The organism is Paenibacillus sp. FSL K6-1566, assembly GCF_038050475.1.
GTDB lineage: Bacteria > Bacillota > Bacilli > Paenibacillales > Paenibacillaceae > Paenibacillus_AQ > Paenibacillus_AQ lactis.
The window spans coordinates 3,996,601-4,011,698 of sequence record NZ_JBBOSR010000001.1 but is presented as its reverse complement, the minus strand read 5'-3'; the positions used below and the strand labels follow the sequence as shown (position 1 = coordinate 4,011,698).

Below are 15,098 nucleotides of genomic sequence, written 5' to 3'. Positions count from 1 at the left end.
AGCCCGGCTTTCGAGTATAATGGTAAGCGTAAATAGGAGTGAATAGTTCCAGGCATTTTAGGAGGATATATCGTGTTTAAATTCTGGAGGAGTAAAAAGAATAGCCATTCGGCCGGTCATCCGTCTGCATCCGGTGGACAGGAGCTGGAGGAGGCTGTTCCCGACAAGCTCATCGAGCTTTCCGGTCGGGAGGTTCACAAGAGCGTTGCTCCCGTGCTTGGGATGACGGTGCTGGATCTGGCCGAGCGGAACGATGTGGATTGGAACTCTTTTTGCAAAAGAGGCACGTGCGCACGCTGCCGATGCCATGTAAGCGTTGGTGTCCAGCATTTGTCGTCACCGAATCAGGCGGAGGAACAGAGGCTGGACCCCGAAGAGCTCGAGGAAGGGTACCGGCTTGGCTGCCAAAGCCGGATCGAATCGGTCGGCCCGATCAAGATTAAGCATGCCCCTTATTTTTAGTAGAATATTTGTACCTTTTAGGTTCAAAAGTGACCGTCCCTCGTCTAATAAATTTTAATGATTGCTCGAGACTCGCTTACAAGGACCATTCGTGCCTCGGCACGAGTCCGTTGTCGGCGGGGGAAGCCGGCAATCCTCGTCACGGGATTGCGCTTGGCGGCCGCATTCGCCGCATAAACGTCAAGCAGGCAGCCGCATCTTAGCGGCTGCCTGCCGGCGTTATTCCGTCAACTGGGCTTGCCGCCGCTGACTTTCCCGATAGGAGGATGGCGTCTGCCCGGTTATTTTTTTGAACAGCATGGAGAAATACTTATCATTCCCATATCCGACCTGCGACGCAATCTCGTGCACGGGGGCATCGGAATCCGACAGCAGACGCTTCGCTTCTTCAATCCGCTTGGAGATTAAGTAGTTGAAGGGCGAATCGCCGAGCTCCTTTTTGAATAGATGGGATAAATAGTGCTGACTGACATACAGCGTGTCGGCGATGTCCTTCAGACTGATGCTCTGGGTGTAGTTGGCATCAATGAATTGCTTGGTTCTCAGCGCAATTTCATGCTTTCCTTTCAACGCCTGGAATTGGTGCTTTACGTCGATAATCCGGTAAATGACCGTAATCAGCGACATAAGCAAATTCGTGCTCAGCGTTTCATAGCCAAGAATTTGAGAATCGCATTCTCGAATGATGTCCGAAAGATAGCTCTCTACCTTGTATGCGTACTTCTCGCATGAAATAACCGGCTCCACGTACGGAGGCAGCAGCATTCCCTGAGGAACGCCCTCGATATGCAGGGAATCGACTCCGCAATAGATGACTTTAAAGGGACTGCTTCCTGCCGACTTCTCCTCATGCGGCACACCCGGATTGTAGATGGCCACATCTCCTTTCCGGAGTTCGTACACCTTGCCCGCGATCCTGAATTCGCCGCGGCCTTCCACGACATACAAAATTTCGCAAAAATCATGGATCTGCGGCGGACCGTAAAAGAAGTCTTCATCCACGACCTGTCCGGCAAAGAGCAGCTGTGGATTTTTCTTGAATCGGAATTGATCGCTTCTGCTGTGTGATATTTCAATCTTCGGCACGTCGTTGTCCCTCCCCAAAGCGAAACTTCCTGTCATTATTATACTGCATAATTGCGTTATCTCGAAATCGTTTTCAGTTCAAGGCCGGCGGTTCACTGTTTTGCTGAATATCCATGGCAACAAAGCAATATAGTGGGTTATCCCGCATATCGAATCTATTTACAATGTGGATATAATCAATGATTTGGGAGGCGTGGCATTATGACGATTGAAAACGATTACAGATGGAGAGACGGATTTCCGAAGATCGGAATCCGGCCGACGATCGACGGGCGGCGAAGAGGCGTGCGGGAATCCCTCGAGGAGCAGACGATGAACCTGGCCAAGGCGGTTGCGGCGCTGCTGTCGGAGCAGCTCCATTATCCGAACGGCGAGCCGGTGGAATGCGTCATTGCCGATACCTGTATCGGCGGAGTGGCCGAGGCGGCGGCAGCCGAGAAAAAATTCAAGCATGCCGATGTCGGTCTTACGATCACGGTGACGCCTTGCTGGTGCTACGGAACGGAAACGATGGATACGGATCCTTCCAGACCGAAGGCGGTCTGGGGCTTTAACGGCACGGGCCGTCCAGGTGCGGTCTATCTGGCAGCGGTGCTGTCCGCTCATGCTCAAAAAGGATTGCCTGCATTCGGTATTTACGGCGAGGATGTGCAGGATGAAGGAGACGCCCGGATTCCGGATGACGTGCAGGAGAAGCTGCTGCGTTTTGCACGTAGCGGGCTGGCTGCTGCCATCATGCGCGGCCAAGCGTATCTGTCCATGGGCTCAGTGTCGATGGGGATCGCCGGCTCGATTGTGGACGACAGCTTCTTCCAGGAATACCTCGGCATGCGGAATGAGTATGTCGATATGAGTGAATTTACCCGCCGGTTGGAAGAGGAAATCTACGACCCTGAGGAGTACAAGCTGGCGCTTGCGTGGGTGAAGGAGAATTGCGTCGAAGGACCGGACAACAACCCGCAGAAGCTTCAGACGTCCCGTGAACGCAAGGACTACGAGTGGGAAACGGTCGTAAAAATGACGCTGATTACGCGCGATCTAATGATCGGTAATCCACGCCTTGCGGAGCTGGGCTTCGAGGAGGAAGCACAAGGACATCATGCGATCGCATCAGGCTTCCAGGGGCAGCGTCAATGGACCGATCACTTCCCGAACGGGGACTTCCTTGAAACCATTCTGAACTCCTCCTTCGACTGGAACGGCAAGCGTTCGCCGTATATTGTGGCGACGGAAAATGACAGCTTGAACGGGGTCGGCATGCTGTTCGGTTATCTGCTTACCAATACGGCTCAGATTTTCGCGGACGTACGGACATACTGGAGCCCGGCTTCGGTTGAACGGGTGACCGGCTACAAGCTTGAAGGGAAAGCAGCGGGCGGCATTCTGCATTTGATCAACTCTGGCTCCGCGGCGCTTGACGGCACAGGTGAACAGCAGCGGGACGGAAAGCCGGTCATGAAGCCGTTCTGGGAGATTACCGACGAAGAAGTGGAACGGACCCTGAAGGCAACGCAGTTCAGACCTGCTTCCCTTGAGTATTTTCGCGGCGGCGGCTTCTCCACGGACTATCTGACACGCGGCGGAATGCCGATGACGATGTTCCGTCTGAATTTGGTCAAGGGCATAGGGCCGGTGCTGCAGATCGCGGAGGGATATTCGGTGGACTTGCCGGCCGAGGTTCATGATACGCTCGATAAGCGTACGGATCCGACATGGCCGACCACCTGGTTCGTTCCGAATATTACGGGCGAAGGCGCGTTCACAAGCGTGTACGAAGTCATGAATCAGTGGGGAGCCAATCACGGGGTCATCAGCTACGGACATATCGGAGCCGACCTGATCACGCTGGCTTCGGTGCTCCGCATACCGGTAAACATGCATAATGTACCGGCTGAGCAGGTATTCCGCCCGCGTGCTTGGGGCTTATTCGGCACAGCCGATCCGGAAAGCGCCGACTTCCGCGCTTGTCAGAACTTCGGTCCGCTGTATAAGTAAAAAGCATTCCAGGGAGAGGAGACGAGACCATGCAAAATATGGAGACACGGCAGCAGCTGTGTAAATATGCGAAAAAAATCGTGGACAACGGCCTAGTCGTCGGACCCGGCGGGAATATCAGCGCTAAGTCGGGGGAGATGATGTACCTGTCCCCGAGCGGCTTCGCGCTGGAGGAAATCGAGCCGGAGCAATGGATCGAGATTCATATACCGACAGGTGAGATCACGGATATCGGGTTGAGACCGTCCTCCGAGGTGCTAATGCACTTGTATGGCTACCGCAGCAACCCGGATATCGGAGCGATGGTGCATACCCATCCGTCCCACTGCATCGCCTTTACGTTAATCGAGAAGGAGCTGCCGGTCATGTTTCCGGATCAGGCCGCTCTCGTGGGCCGGACCGCTTATGTGCCCTATATTATTCCGACAACGGATTTACTCGCCGAAGCGGTTGCGGCCAAGGTGACGGAGGCCAGCTCGATCCTGCTCGGCAACCATGGCCTAGTAACTACAGGGAGAAATTTGCGCGAGGCTTACTACCGGACACAGGTGGTCGAGGAAAGCGCCAAAATTTACTTGAGCGCCAAGGCTGCCGGTCAACCGGTGCCGCTGACGGACCAGGAGGTCGATGACATCGCGGCGCTGGAGAGCGAGGACTACCGGATTCAGCTGCTTCAGAAAATGAAATAATCTAAACATTCATAGCAGCCTGTTTCGTGCTTGAGCATTTTTGTGGGAAGAGGTGAAATCATATGAGCCATTCATCTGCCGTGCTGGCGTTCGATATGGGGGCTAGCAGCGGCCGGGCGCTGCTAGGGGAGATCGCCGTCTCCCCGGACGGCGGCTCGCAGGGGATTCTAAAAATTACGGAGATCCACCGTTTCGCCAATGTCCCCGTGCAGTTCGGAGAGCATATGCACTGGAACACCCCCATGCTGCTGCAGGAGGTAAAGAACGGCATTCGCAAAGCCTTTCAAGCCGGCTATGCCCCGGTCAGCTACGGGATTGATTCGTGGGGCGTCGATTATGGGCTGATTGACCGTAACGGGGAGCTAATCGGGATTCCCTATCATTACCGGGATCCGAGGACGGAAGGCATGGTGGAGGAAACCTGCAGCCAAGTCGGCCGGGAGCGGTTGTTTCAGGAGAGCGGTCTTCAGTTTATGCCGTTTAACACGATCTTCCAATTGAACGCCATGCGGAAGGCAAGCTCTCCGATGCTGGATATCGCGGATGCCCTGCTGCTGACGCCGGATCTGATCAATTATTTTTTGACAGGCGTGAAGGCATGTGAATTTACGATGGCCACCACGACGCAGCTGTATCATGTACGGCAGCGGAAGTGGAACGAACCGCTCATTGAAGAGCTCGGGCTCAATCCTTCCATGTTCATCGAACCGGTGGAGCCGGGCACGTGGATCGGCAATCTGTCCGGTTCAACCGCGAAGGAGCTCGGCGTTCCGCCGATCCGGGCGATCGCGGTGGCATCGCATGATACGGAATCCGCCGTCGTAGCCGTTCCGGCAAGCTCATCGTCTTTTGCCTATCTCGTATGCGGCACATGGTCGCTTCTGGGAACCGAGATGAAGGAACCGCTGCTCCACCCGGACGTATTGAAGGAGGACTTCTCGAATGAAGGCGGAGCCTTCGATACCTTTCAGCTGCTGAAGAACATTATGGGATTGTGGATCCTCCAGGAATGCAAGCGGCAGTGGGATCAGCAAGGCCTGGACTATGGGTACGGCGATTTGGTCCGGTTGGCGGAGGAGGAGGAGGCGTTTCGCAGCTTTATCCAGCCGGACGATCTTCGCTTTATGAATCCGGCGGATATGATTTCGGAAATCCAGACGTATTGCAGGGAAACGGGGCAGCCTGTGCCGGAGAGCACGGGAGCGATGGTTCGCTGCATTCTTGAAAGCCTTGCCTTCCGGTACCGCGAAGTGCTGGAGAGCATGGAGCGTTTGACCGGGACTCGATATGAAGGCTTGCATATGGTCGGCGGTGGGATTCAGAACGAGCTGCTCTGCCGGTTCACGGCAAATGCGCTGGGAAGAACCGTATGGGCCGGTCCGGTCGAAGCAAGCGCGATCGGCAATATGCTCGTGCAATTCATCGCGAACGGAGCCTTGGCAAGCCGGGAGGAAGGAATCGAGCTCGTCAAACGTTCGTTCCCGCTTGCGGTGTACGATCCGGAAGCGGATTCCGAATGGAATGCGATGTTCTCCAAATACCAAGCGGCTACCCGGGAACGCCAGGTCAGCGGTTAATTCGCGGGATCGAGCCGCAAACTGCCGTGCTGTACCGAATCTTGGGGAAATCCGAATAGATCAGGGGGTTGTCTATGTTAAAAGGAATATCCAATCTGATATCACCCGAGCTGTTGAAAATTCTGATGGAAATGGGCCACGGCGATGAAATCGTATTCGGTGATGGCAATTTCCCGGCAGCCAGCCATGCCCGGCGTTTGGTCCGGGCGGACGGTCACGGGATTCCGGAGCTGCTGCAGGCGATCCTGCCGCTGTTCCCGCTGGATACGTATGTAGCATCCCCGGCGGCACTTATGGCGGTTACTCCCGGCGATCCCGTCCAGACCCCGATTTGGGATGAATACCGGAGCATCATCTCCAAGTTTCATCACGCTAAGGTAGAAGTTGAAGAAATGGAGCGCTCGGCTTTCTACGAGCGGGCGAAGCAAGCGTACGCCATCGTCTCGACAGGAGAGAAGGCGCTGTACGCCAATATTATTCTAAAAAAAGGCGTCATCGGGGAGTAAACCCTTGGTGACACAATGCAATGCTAAGTCCGCCCAAGGTTTGCTTGGGCGGACTTTTTATAAACAGCGGTCTCTTGAACCATCAATTAAGCATTATACGACCACTTGGGCATTAAATTGAAAGACCTGAAGGATAACCGGCGTCCCCTCGAGGAGAACGTCGCCAGGGGAATAGAGTGTCAGCGCTTCGGGAGTAACGCTAAAGATTCGGCCCTCCTGCATCATGCCGTTAATGTACAGGTTTGAATAACCGCTTGGCGTTATCTCCATGATATCGGAAACGGCATTACCGTTATCGTCCGTAAACTGGTTCGCCGGGATGATCAGCGGCGGGTCGAGTGCGACCAAGGCGTCGGTTGTATAAAAATAGCGCATGACGTCAGGCGTCACCACGACACCCGGGAGGATGACCTCACCCGGTTCGCCTCGCGGGCCCTGAGGTCCGGGAGCTCCTTGCAAGCCTTGCGGCCCCGGGGGACCTTGCAAGCCTGGCGGACCAGGAAGACCAGCGGGGGCTGGTGGTCCAGGCGGCCCCTGAGGCCCTAGAGGTCCCGGATTGCCCGCATGCCCTTGTTCGCCAGGAGGTCCGGCTGGACCCGGTACTCCGGCAGGTACCTCGGGTCCCTGCAGTCCGGGTGCGCCTCCCGGTCCTTCAGCTCCCGGTAACCCGTGCCCGCCATGGACTTCCTGAGGCCCTCGAGATCCTTGTTGTACAGGAGGGATAACGATATTCTGAGGCGGGCAGACCCTCCCCGCGGCACATTTCCTTCGGCATTTCCGGACGCCCGTTCTTCGGTGGCGGCGTCTCTCGCCCCTGTAAGGGTGTCCTTTATCGCGGCAGCGCTTTTTATACAGTTGAAGGGACCTCTTCAGAATATCACCTCCACTCTTTCATTGATGCAGTATATGTGCGAATGTCATTTTGGGAATGGACGATTGTCTAGTAATGGGTAGACGCTTGCAAATCCGAATGATCGTTAGAGACGCTTCGACAGAAAATGGTGGGATGCCGGAATCAAAATCTATGAAAATAGCATCTAATAAGATAGCAGCTATTGCTGCTAGTCTATGACGAATTTCATAGACCTGAGAGGAGGAGGATGTTATGCCTGTTATTAAACCGGTCATTACGGCGATCGCTACGCCCCCGGTGGCAACGGGAGGCGTCGTTACGACGACGGTCACGCCCGTTGTCTCTCGCTATTTCGCGGTGGTAACGGCAGCCATGATCGGAGCGGCTGCGACCACGATGCCGGCGACGAGCTTTGTTGATGATGCAGGGGCTGCGATCACGGCTTTTCCAGCTCTGACGGGGACGGAATATGTCAATGTGTATATCAACGGCATGCTGCAGCAAAGCTCCCTCTTTACGCTGTCGACAGCGGATTTGGTGCTCGATGCCACGGATGTCCCCGAAGGGATTCCGGTACTGCTTGAGATCGCGAGCTTTACTAATACGGCATCCGCGATTACGACGCAGCCAACGATTTCTGCGCCAACGATAACGATCATCATGTAACGAAGACAGCGGATGGGGAGCTCCTAGCGGATCGGTCGGGAGCTCCCCCGTTGTTTGTGGATTCAGATACATATCGCCTAATTTCTTTGCGCGGAACCACAGGGATGAATAACGCCAGGAAGCAATGCACCTCGCCTGCGCTCAAGCGTTGTTCAACACCCAGCTATCAAGATATGATTTTTTCGACTGACTCTTGTTATTACGAACAAACGGTACTGGTTGCCTCCATCCAGAAGGCCATCAGGCAGCGGCTGCGCAAGAAATAAAAAGGTATTTCACCAAATACAGCGAATTCTCTATGGATATGAACCGATTGGAGGCCATAGCATGAAGCGTTAATCCCCGGCTGCGGTAAGTGGAGTACAGAACGAGGGGGACTTTGGATGTCTTTGGACAAAGAAAACTGGGTTGTGGAAGCAACCATATCCGATATGCAGCGGGCGATGGATGAAGGCTTGATCACTTCATTCGAGCTCGTTGAACTGTATTTGGACCGGATCGGCCGGCATGACGGTCGGCTCCGCTCCATAATCGAGGTGAATCCCGATGCGCTGGCAATTGCACGGAAGCTGGACCAAGAGCGGCGTGAGAAGGGGGCTAGAGGGCCTCTTCACGGGATTCCGATTATTCTGAAGGACAATATCGATACAGGGGACCGGATGCATACAAGTGCCGGTTCGCTCGCACTGGCGGAATCTTTTGCGAAAGACGATGCCTTCATTGCGGCGAGGCTGCGGGAGGCCGGCGCCGTTCTGTTGGGAAAAGCGAATATGACCGAATGGGCAAATTTTATGTCGCCGACGATGTGGGCGGGGTATAGCGCAAGGAACGGGCTGACGCTAAATCCATACGGTCCCGGCGAGCTGTTTGTTGGCGGATCGAGCTCGGGCTCCGCTGCTGCCGTCGCAGCCAATTTAGCTGCTGCAGCGATCGGAACGGAAACATCAGGTTCGATTATCAGCCCGTCCAGCCAGAACAGCCTCGTGGGAATCAAGCCGACGATTGGACTTGTAAGCCGGAGCGGCATCATTCCGATAACCAACACCCAAGACACGGCCGGACCTATGGCTAAAACGGTCACGGATGCGGCCATCCTCCTTGGCGCCATTGTCGGAAGGGATGAGCGCGACGGCGCCACGAAGATCGATCCACGGCAGCACCGACCGGATTATACGGATGCGCTTGTCATTGACGGAGCGAGACATGCGAGGATCGGTATACCAAGATACTACTATAAGCATCTCGATTCGGACAGAATAGACATAGTCGAGTCGGCGATCCGGGTGCTGCGCGAACTGGGTGCGGAAATCGTCGATCCCGTGAATCTTCCTTGCCAAGGGACTCACTGGGATGCGAATGTGCTGCGATACGAGTTCAAGAAATATGTGAATGATTATTTGGCCACGCTGGGCCCAGAGCAGCCGGTGCATTCACTGGCGGAAGTGATCGCATTTAATGAAACGCATGCCGAAACAGCACTGAAGTATGGACAGGATACGCTGATCTGGGCAAATGAAACAAGCGGTACGCTGACGGAAACGGACTACCTGAAGAGCCTAAGGAAGAACAAGGAAATGGCCGGGACCAATGGGATTGACCATGCCTTGAAGGAGCACAAGCTGGATGCCTTGTTGTTTCTGGGTAATGAGTTTGGGGCGGATCTGGCTGCCCGCGCAGGCTATCCGTCGATAACCGTTCCCGGCGGTTATGCGCAGCGAGGCATCATTGCTCCGGGAGGATACATTACAAAAGGGCCGCAGGGAATCACGTTTGTTGGCACGGCATTTAGCGAACCCCAATTAATCAAGCTTGCCTATGCCTTTGAGCAGGCCACACGCCACAGGGTGCCTCCCGCGCTTTAGGAATCCGTCATACAAAGGTGGAAAAGAGGTGCAATGCAATGCCGCGAAAAACGGAATATGTCCCGTTTGGTTATGAACCGCCCACTCCGGCGACAAAGGGAACGTTGATCTTCTATGATCCCTTCGAGCAGGTGCAGGAGCTTGTGGAGCGGGCGGTTCAGACGAAACAGAAGAGAGCATTTTCGAAGCTGGTTCTGTATCCGCTGCATGAGGAGACGATGAAGCGGATGTTCAAGGTCCAGGTCAGCCCATTTTACAAGAGGGAGCAGGGGCTGCAGGAATGGCTGGATGAGAGCGGCGCTTCCTCCGTCGTCGTAGAGTCTTTCGAAGCGAAACGAAAAAAATATACGCCGATAGATACGGCTCTGCGGCATCTGGTCGAAAAGTACGGCGGTCCTCATTTCGTGCTGATGACCCCCGAGATTGCCAATGCGTTCGCATCCTATTCTTCATTTGAGGAATGGATCGTCCGGCTGAGACTGTTACTTGTGTCTGAACCGAGACATCCGCATCCGAGGCTGGAGAAGTTCCGCCACCGGTGGGAGGTCCTGGAGACGGACAGCGAGTCTTAATCCCGAAAGAATCGGGTTAGAACAAAAGGTATACGCTTAGAACAAGCCTTTTCCGCTATGGGAAAGGCTTGTTCGGTGATTGATCCGGAATCTTTTTCAGAAATAGAGCTCAGATCGCCAATCGGAAGGACGCGATATTCAAGGGCCAAAGAGCATCATCATGTCTATAAAAATATGCCCTCTAGTCTGCAGACGTTTGCTTAAGTGGTCTCAAAAAAACGGAAATACCTTCCTGAATCGACAATTGCAGGTCAATGGCAAAGCACGTGTTAGCGTAAAAGCATTTCCATTTCGTGCTTTATTTGATACATTTAAATGAAACGACATCGTAAAGGTAGGGTGCGTGTGCATGAAGCAAGTGACGATCTACGATATAGCCAAGGAGGCTAAGGTCTCTGCCGCCACGGTCTCGAGAGTGCTGAATAACACGGCGCCTGTCAAAGAAAGCACGCGTTCCAAGATCATGCAGATCATCCATAAATATCAGTTCCAGCCGAACGCCCTGGCCCGAAGCTTACTGAAGAAAGAAACAGGGACGATCGGCGTCATCATGCCCGATATCACAAACCCTTTCTTTCCGGAAGTATTCAGCGGCATCGATCGGGCGGCCAGTGAGATGGGCTACACGTTTTTTCTGTGCGATACGCTGGGCGACACTCGGAAAGAGTCGCAGTATTTGCATATGCTGCGGGAGAAACAGGTAGACGGAATTTTATTTCTGGGTGGACGCATTAATTTGTCCAAGTGCGATCCGGAGCTGGCCGAAGAGGTCGTTGAGACGGCATCGCGCATTCCGACGGTGCTCATTAACGGCAATCTTCCGGGCACCTCGCTTCATCGTGTCATTCTGAATGAAGCCAAGGGCGCGGAGCTGGCGACCCAATTTCTTATTGATGCCGGACATCGAAGCATAGCTTTCATTGCAGGGAACGAAGAAATGACGACAACGGCACAGAAGGTACGGGCTTTTCGGCGCGTGATGAAGAAGAACGGTTTGGAGACCGCGAAGGAGAACGTTCTTTACGGGGATTATTCAATGGCATCGGGAGAGAGCTCGATGGAGAAGATTCTTGCGCGGCGGGAACGGCCGACAGCCGTATTCTGCGTGAACGATCTCACGGCCGTCGGGGCGTTGAAGGCAGCCATGAAGGCAGGCGTTTCGGTCCCTGACGAGGTATCGATCGTCGGATTCGATGACATTCCGCTCGCGTCGGCAATCTATCCTGAATTGACAACCGTTTCCCAGCGCATGGATCTGCTCGGCGGTACCGGCGTGCAAGTGCTGCACAAAATGATTCTCAAGGAAAAGGTTAGGATGCTAACCGTCATCGAGCCTGAGCTGATCGTACGGAACAGCACTCGGAGTTTGCGTTGACCGAATCCGTCCTTCCATTCGCAAAAATGAGTTGACACCCGATAAGGCATCGAATAAAATGTGGAAAAAGAAAGCCCTTACAATCAAGTGAGGACACGGCGGATGCTGACCGCTTTCTTTTTTGGACTGTAATGAAACCCGTTTCATGAAATGGGTTTCATTACTCGGGTGAAAGTCAAATTGCGATCGGAGGGGTTATTGGGTGATGAAGAAGTCTTGGCGTATGTTGTTGGCAATGTTGTTGGTGACCGCAATGATGATTTCAGCAGGCTGCGGGGGAAGCGCAGACACCGGAGGAGGGGCAGATTCCGGCGGGGAGGCGGGCAAGGCGGCGGAAGTCAGCTTCTCCTATTGGGGAGGGGACTTCGATAAAGCGCGAATGGAGAAAATCTACGAAGAATTCAAGAAGGTGCATCCCGAAATCAAGGTGAACCTGATCCAAATCCCGAGCGACGGATATGAACAGAAGCAGCTGGCAACGATGGCTGCGGGCAATCCTTATGATGTCGTTCAGCTTGCCGAATCCTTCTACAGCTATGCTTCAAAGGGGACATTGGAAGATCTTACCCCTTATCTTGAACGAGACGGCATCGATACCTCCGATTATTACGATGCCGCCATCCGTGCATACAGCTACCAAGACAAAGTAATGGCAATGCCGATGCGGATGGGAACCATGATATTGCTTTACAACAAAAACCTGTTCGATCAGCATGGACTGCAATACCCGTCGGACGAGTGGACTTGGGACGATTTTTATGCCGCTGCGAAAACGATCACCGATCCTAAAAACAGCATCTTTGGCCTCGGTGGCGTCGGATCGTGGTGGGCAAGCTACCAAACCTGGGTTTATTCTTACGGAGGCAGTCTGCTCAGCGAAGACCGCACGCAATTTACGCTCGATTCGCCGGAAGCGAAGAAAGCGATCCAAACGATTCAAGACATGATATGGAAGGATAACATAGCACCCCAGGCGAGTCAGCTGCTGCAGGGCGTTGATATGTGGACCAGCGGAAAGGTCGGCATGATCATTGACGGACCGTGGCATATTCTCAGCAGCCAGGCCAACATCAAAGACTTCGACTGGGATATCGCACCTGTGCCGAAGGGAGCAAAGGAAGCATCCCCACTGTTCTCCAACGCGTTCGCTATTCCTAAGCTGTCCAAGAACAAGGAGGCGGCATGGGAAGTCGTTAAATTCTGGACCGGCGAGACTGGACAGAAGATCCTGGCTGCGGAGCACGGCGAAATTCCGCCGCTGAAATCGGTGGCGGAATCCGATGCTTACCTGAATATCGGCGACAACCCCCCGGCAAACTTCAAATCCCAGCTGACCTCCGCCCAGCGGGCCTTCGCTCCACAGGCAACCGTCAAATGGGATGAGATCAACCGGGCCGCCGATACGTACCTTGGGCAGATCTTTAATGAACAACGAAGCGTGGACGATGCTTTGGCCGAGATGAAAATCGAAGTTGACCGATTGCTTGAAGAAGCCAAGCAGCTTGAACAGTAGCGAACGTGCCGAAGGAGGGCGGGGGATGCCCCGCTTCCTTCATAAAACCAATGATTTGGAGGGAAGCATCATGGTCAAGACGCGGCGGGCACGCTCGCTAGCTAAACGGGAATCGAGAAATTTCTGGTTGTATACATCTCCCTGGATCATCGGGTTTGTGGCGTTTACGGCGTTTCCGTTCCTTTCCTCGTTCATTCTCAGCTTCATGCAATGGGACGTCCTCTCGCCGCCGAAGTTCGTCGGGATCGATAACTATGTGCAGCTCTCGCAAGACAAAACATACTTCTGGAAAGACCTCAACAATACGCTGTATTATGCGCTGATCGGTGTTCCGCTGACGATCATTCTGGGACTAGCGGTGTCCGTGCTGTTGTCCAAACCGATCCGCGGCATTAACTTCTATCGCATCGTCTTTTATTTGCCTGCCGTATTCGGCGGAGTCGCGGTTTTGAAGCTCTGGACTTACCTGCTCTCGCCGGGAACGGGCGACGGCATGAATCCCGGGCTGATCAATGCGATGCTCGGCTGGTTCGGCATACAGGGTCCCGGCTGGTCCCAGGATCCGCACTGGGCCAAGCCGGCCGTATTGCTGGTCGGTTTATGGGGCGTCGGGGGCAGCATGATGATCTGGCTGCCGGCGCTTGCCTCGGTTCCGAAAGATTTGCTCGAGGCGGGCGAAATCGACGGAGCCAACCGGTTCCAGCGGTTTTGGCGCATTACGGTTCCGCTGATCACGCCGGCGATCTTTTTCCAGCTTACCATGGGCATTATCGGTTCATTCCAAATTTTCATGGAGCCCGTCATCATGCCGGGATCTTCCAAGACATGGACAGACAGCCTGATGGTCGTTCTGTTCGACAACGCATTCCGGTTCTATAAGATGGGGTACGCTTCGGCGATCGCCTGGGTCATATTCATCATGATTATGCTCGTGACCTTGGTGAACCTGTATTTTTCAAGAAGGTGGGTCTATTATGAGTCGAAATAACGCGGCCGCAACGGAAAAAGGCACTCCGGTCCGCCGGCAGAGCACGAAGCTCATGCGTGATGTACGGCTGATGCTGCGATATGCGGTCCTCACGATGGGAGCGATATTATTCCTGCTGCCTTTGATATGGACCATCTCAGGTTCGCTGAAGCCTCCCGGGGAAATATTCACGGTTCCGATTCGCTGGATCCCTTCGGATTTTCAATGGGATACTTATGTACGGCTGTTCAGCGTGTTCCCGTTCTGGATTTACGTCAAAAATACGCTGATTATCGTAGCATTTGCCTTGATCGGCCAATTGGCATCCTCCGTGCTGGTGGCTTACGGTTTCGCCCGATTCCGGCACCGGCTGAACGGCCCGTTGTTCATCCTCGTCCTGTCGACGATGATGATTCCTGGCCAGGTGACGATGATACCGCAATATTTGATCTACAAAGAGCTCAGCTGGATCGACACATACCTGCCGCTCATCGTTCCGAACTATTTTGCGGCGGCGATTAACATCTTTCTGCTGCGCCAATTCATGCTGACCATCCCGAAAGAGCTGGATGAGTCGGCGAAGATCGACGGCGCGAATTCCTTCGGAATCCTGGTCCGGATCATTATGCCGATGTGCCTGCCGATTCTCGTCACCATCGGCATTTGGACGATTAACAGCAACTGGAACGATTTTATGGGGCCTTTGATTTACTTGAGTACCCCGGAGAAATATACGCTTCAGATGGGCATTTACAATCTGAATGCAGGCCGGCAGGGGCTGACCGATTACGGGCTGATGTTCGCCGCGTCGTTGGTTACGCTGCTTCCGAGCCTTCTGCTCTTCGCCTTCGGCCAGAAATATTTCATGAGCGGCATTAAGATCGGCGGAGCGCTTAAGGGTTGAGAACGATGTGTTCGTGTGGAACGTAGAACGAAGAACCAAGAACGAAGAACGAAGAACGAAGAACGAAGAAC

14 protein-coding genes are annotated in these 15,098 nt (G+C 54.0%); 12 read left to right on the top strand and 2 right to left on the bottom strand.

From position 1 onward, the window contains the following. The first annotated feature begins 72 nt into the window (after positions 1-72). Positions 73-462, top strand: coding sequence for a 2Fe-2S iron-sulfur cluster-binding protein (locus NST08_RS17550; RefSeq protein ID WP_007128473.1), 390 nt, complete (start codon positions 73-75; stop codon positions 460-462). A 219-nt stretch (positions 463-681) separates the two neighbouring features. Here NST08_RS17550 and NST08_RS17545 read toward each other — a convergent pair whose 3' ends face one another. Beyond that, positions 682-1,548: an AraC family transcriptional regulator gene (locus tag NST08_RS17545; protein WP_007128472.1), complete on the bottom strand. Its 867-nt coding sequence runs from the start codon at positions 1,546-1,548 to the stop codon at positions 682-684. 201 nt (positions 1,549-1,749) lie between these two features. Here NST08_RS17545 and NST08_RS17540 point away from each other — a divergent pair, with 201 nt between their 5' ends. From NST08_RS17540 to fucU, 4 genes are all read left to right on the top strand, one after another. Next, positions 1,750-3,543, top strand: coding sequence for an L-fucose isomerase (locus NST08_RS17540; RefSeq protein ID WP_007128471.1), 1,794 nt, complete (start codon positions 1,750-1,752; stop codon positions 3,541-3,543). Positions 3,544-3,572: 29 nt separating this feature from the next. Next, positions 3,573-4,232 (top strand): class II aldolase/adducin family protein, encoded by a 660-nt coding sequence (locus tag NST08_RS17535; protein WP_341342080.1) that lies wholly within the window; start codon positions 3,573-3,575, stop codon positions 4,230-4,232. 62 nt (positions 4,233-4,294) lie between these two features. Continuing rightward, the gene (locus tag NST08_RS17530; RefSeq protein WP_341342079.1) at positions 4,295-5,809 is read left to right on the top strand and encodes a rhamnulokinase; all 1,515 of its coding nucleotides are present in this window, start codon (positions 4,295-4,297) and stop codon (positions 5,807-5,809) included. A gap of 74 nt (positions 5,810-5,883) precedes the next feature. After that, complete coding sequence (gene fucU, locus NST08_RS17525; protein WP_341342078.1) at positions 5,884-6,315, top strand: L-fucose mutarotase; 432 nt, start codon at positions 5,884-5,886, stop codon at positions 6,313-6,315. 93 nt (positions 6,316-6,408) lie between these two features. Here the strand turns inward: fucU and NST08_RS17520 are convergent, their stop codons facing one another. Then, positions 6,409-6,774 (bottom strand): DUF4183 domain-containing protein, encoded by a 366-nt coding sequence (locus NST08_RS17520; protein ID WP_341342077.1) that lies wholly within the window; start codon positions 6,772-6,774, stop codon positions 6,409-6,411. 646 nt (positions 6,775-7,420) lie between these two features. Here NST08_RS17520 and NST08_RS17515 point away from each other — a divergent pair. The 7 genes from NST08_RS17515 (at position 7,421) to NST08_RS17485 (ending at position 15,027) form a co-directional block, all read left to right on the top strand. Next, entirely contained in the window at positions 7,421-7,834 is a 414-nt protein-coding gene (locus tag NST08_RS17515) for a DUF4183 domain-containing protein (RefSeq protein ID WP_007128465.1), read from the top strand. 383 nt (positions 7,835-8,217) lie between these two features. Next, positions 8,218-9,696: an amidase family protein gene (locus tag NST08_RS17510; RefSeq protein ID WP_341342076.1), complete on the top strand. Its 1,479-nt coding sequence runs from the start codon at positions 8,218-8,220 to the stop codon at positions 9,694-9,696. A 38-nt stretch (positions 9,697-9,734) separates the two neighbouring features. Beyond that, positions 9,735-10,268 (top strand): hypothetical protein, encoded by a 534-nt coding sequence (locus NST08_RS17505; RefSeq protein WP_007128463.1) that lies wholly within the window; start codon positions 9,735-9,737, stop codon positions 10,266-10,268. Positions 10,269-10,617: 349 nt separating this feature from the next. Further along, positions 10,618-11,643, top strand: a complete 1,026-nt coding sequence (locus NST08_RS17500; RefSeq protein ID WP_007128462.1) for a LacI family DNA-binding transcriptional regulator — start codon at positions 10,618-10,620, stop codon at positions 11,641-11,643. Positions 11,644-11,866: 223 nt separating this feature from the next. Beyond that, positions 11,867-13,156, top strand: a complete 1,290-nt coding sequence (locus NST08_RS17495; protein WP_341342075.1) for an ABC transporter substrate-binding protein — start codon at positions 11,867-11,869, stop codon at positions 13,154-13,156. A 25-nt stretch (positions 13,157-13,181) separates the two neighbouring features. Then, a complete protein-coding gene (locus tag NST08_RS17490; protein ID WP_007128460.1) occupies positions 13,182-14,144 on the top strand; it encodes a carbohydrate ABC transporter permease in 963 nt (320 codons plus the stop codon). Next, positions 14,131-15,027: a carbohydrate ABC transporter permease gene (locus NST08_RS17485; RefSeq protein ID WP_051425248.1), complete on the top strand. Its 897-nt coding sequence runs from the start codon at positions 14,131-14,133 to the stop codon at positions 15,025-15,027. The genes NST08_RS17490 and NST08_RS17485 overlap by 14 nt, the downstream gene beginning before the upstream one ends. Positions 15,028-15,098: the final 71 nt, after the last annotated feature.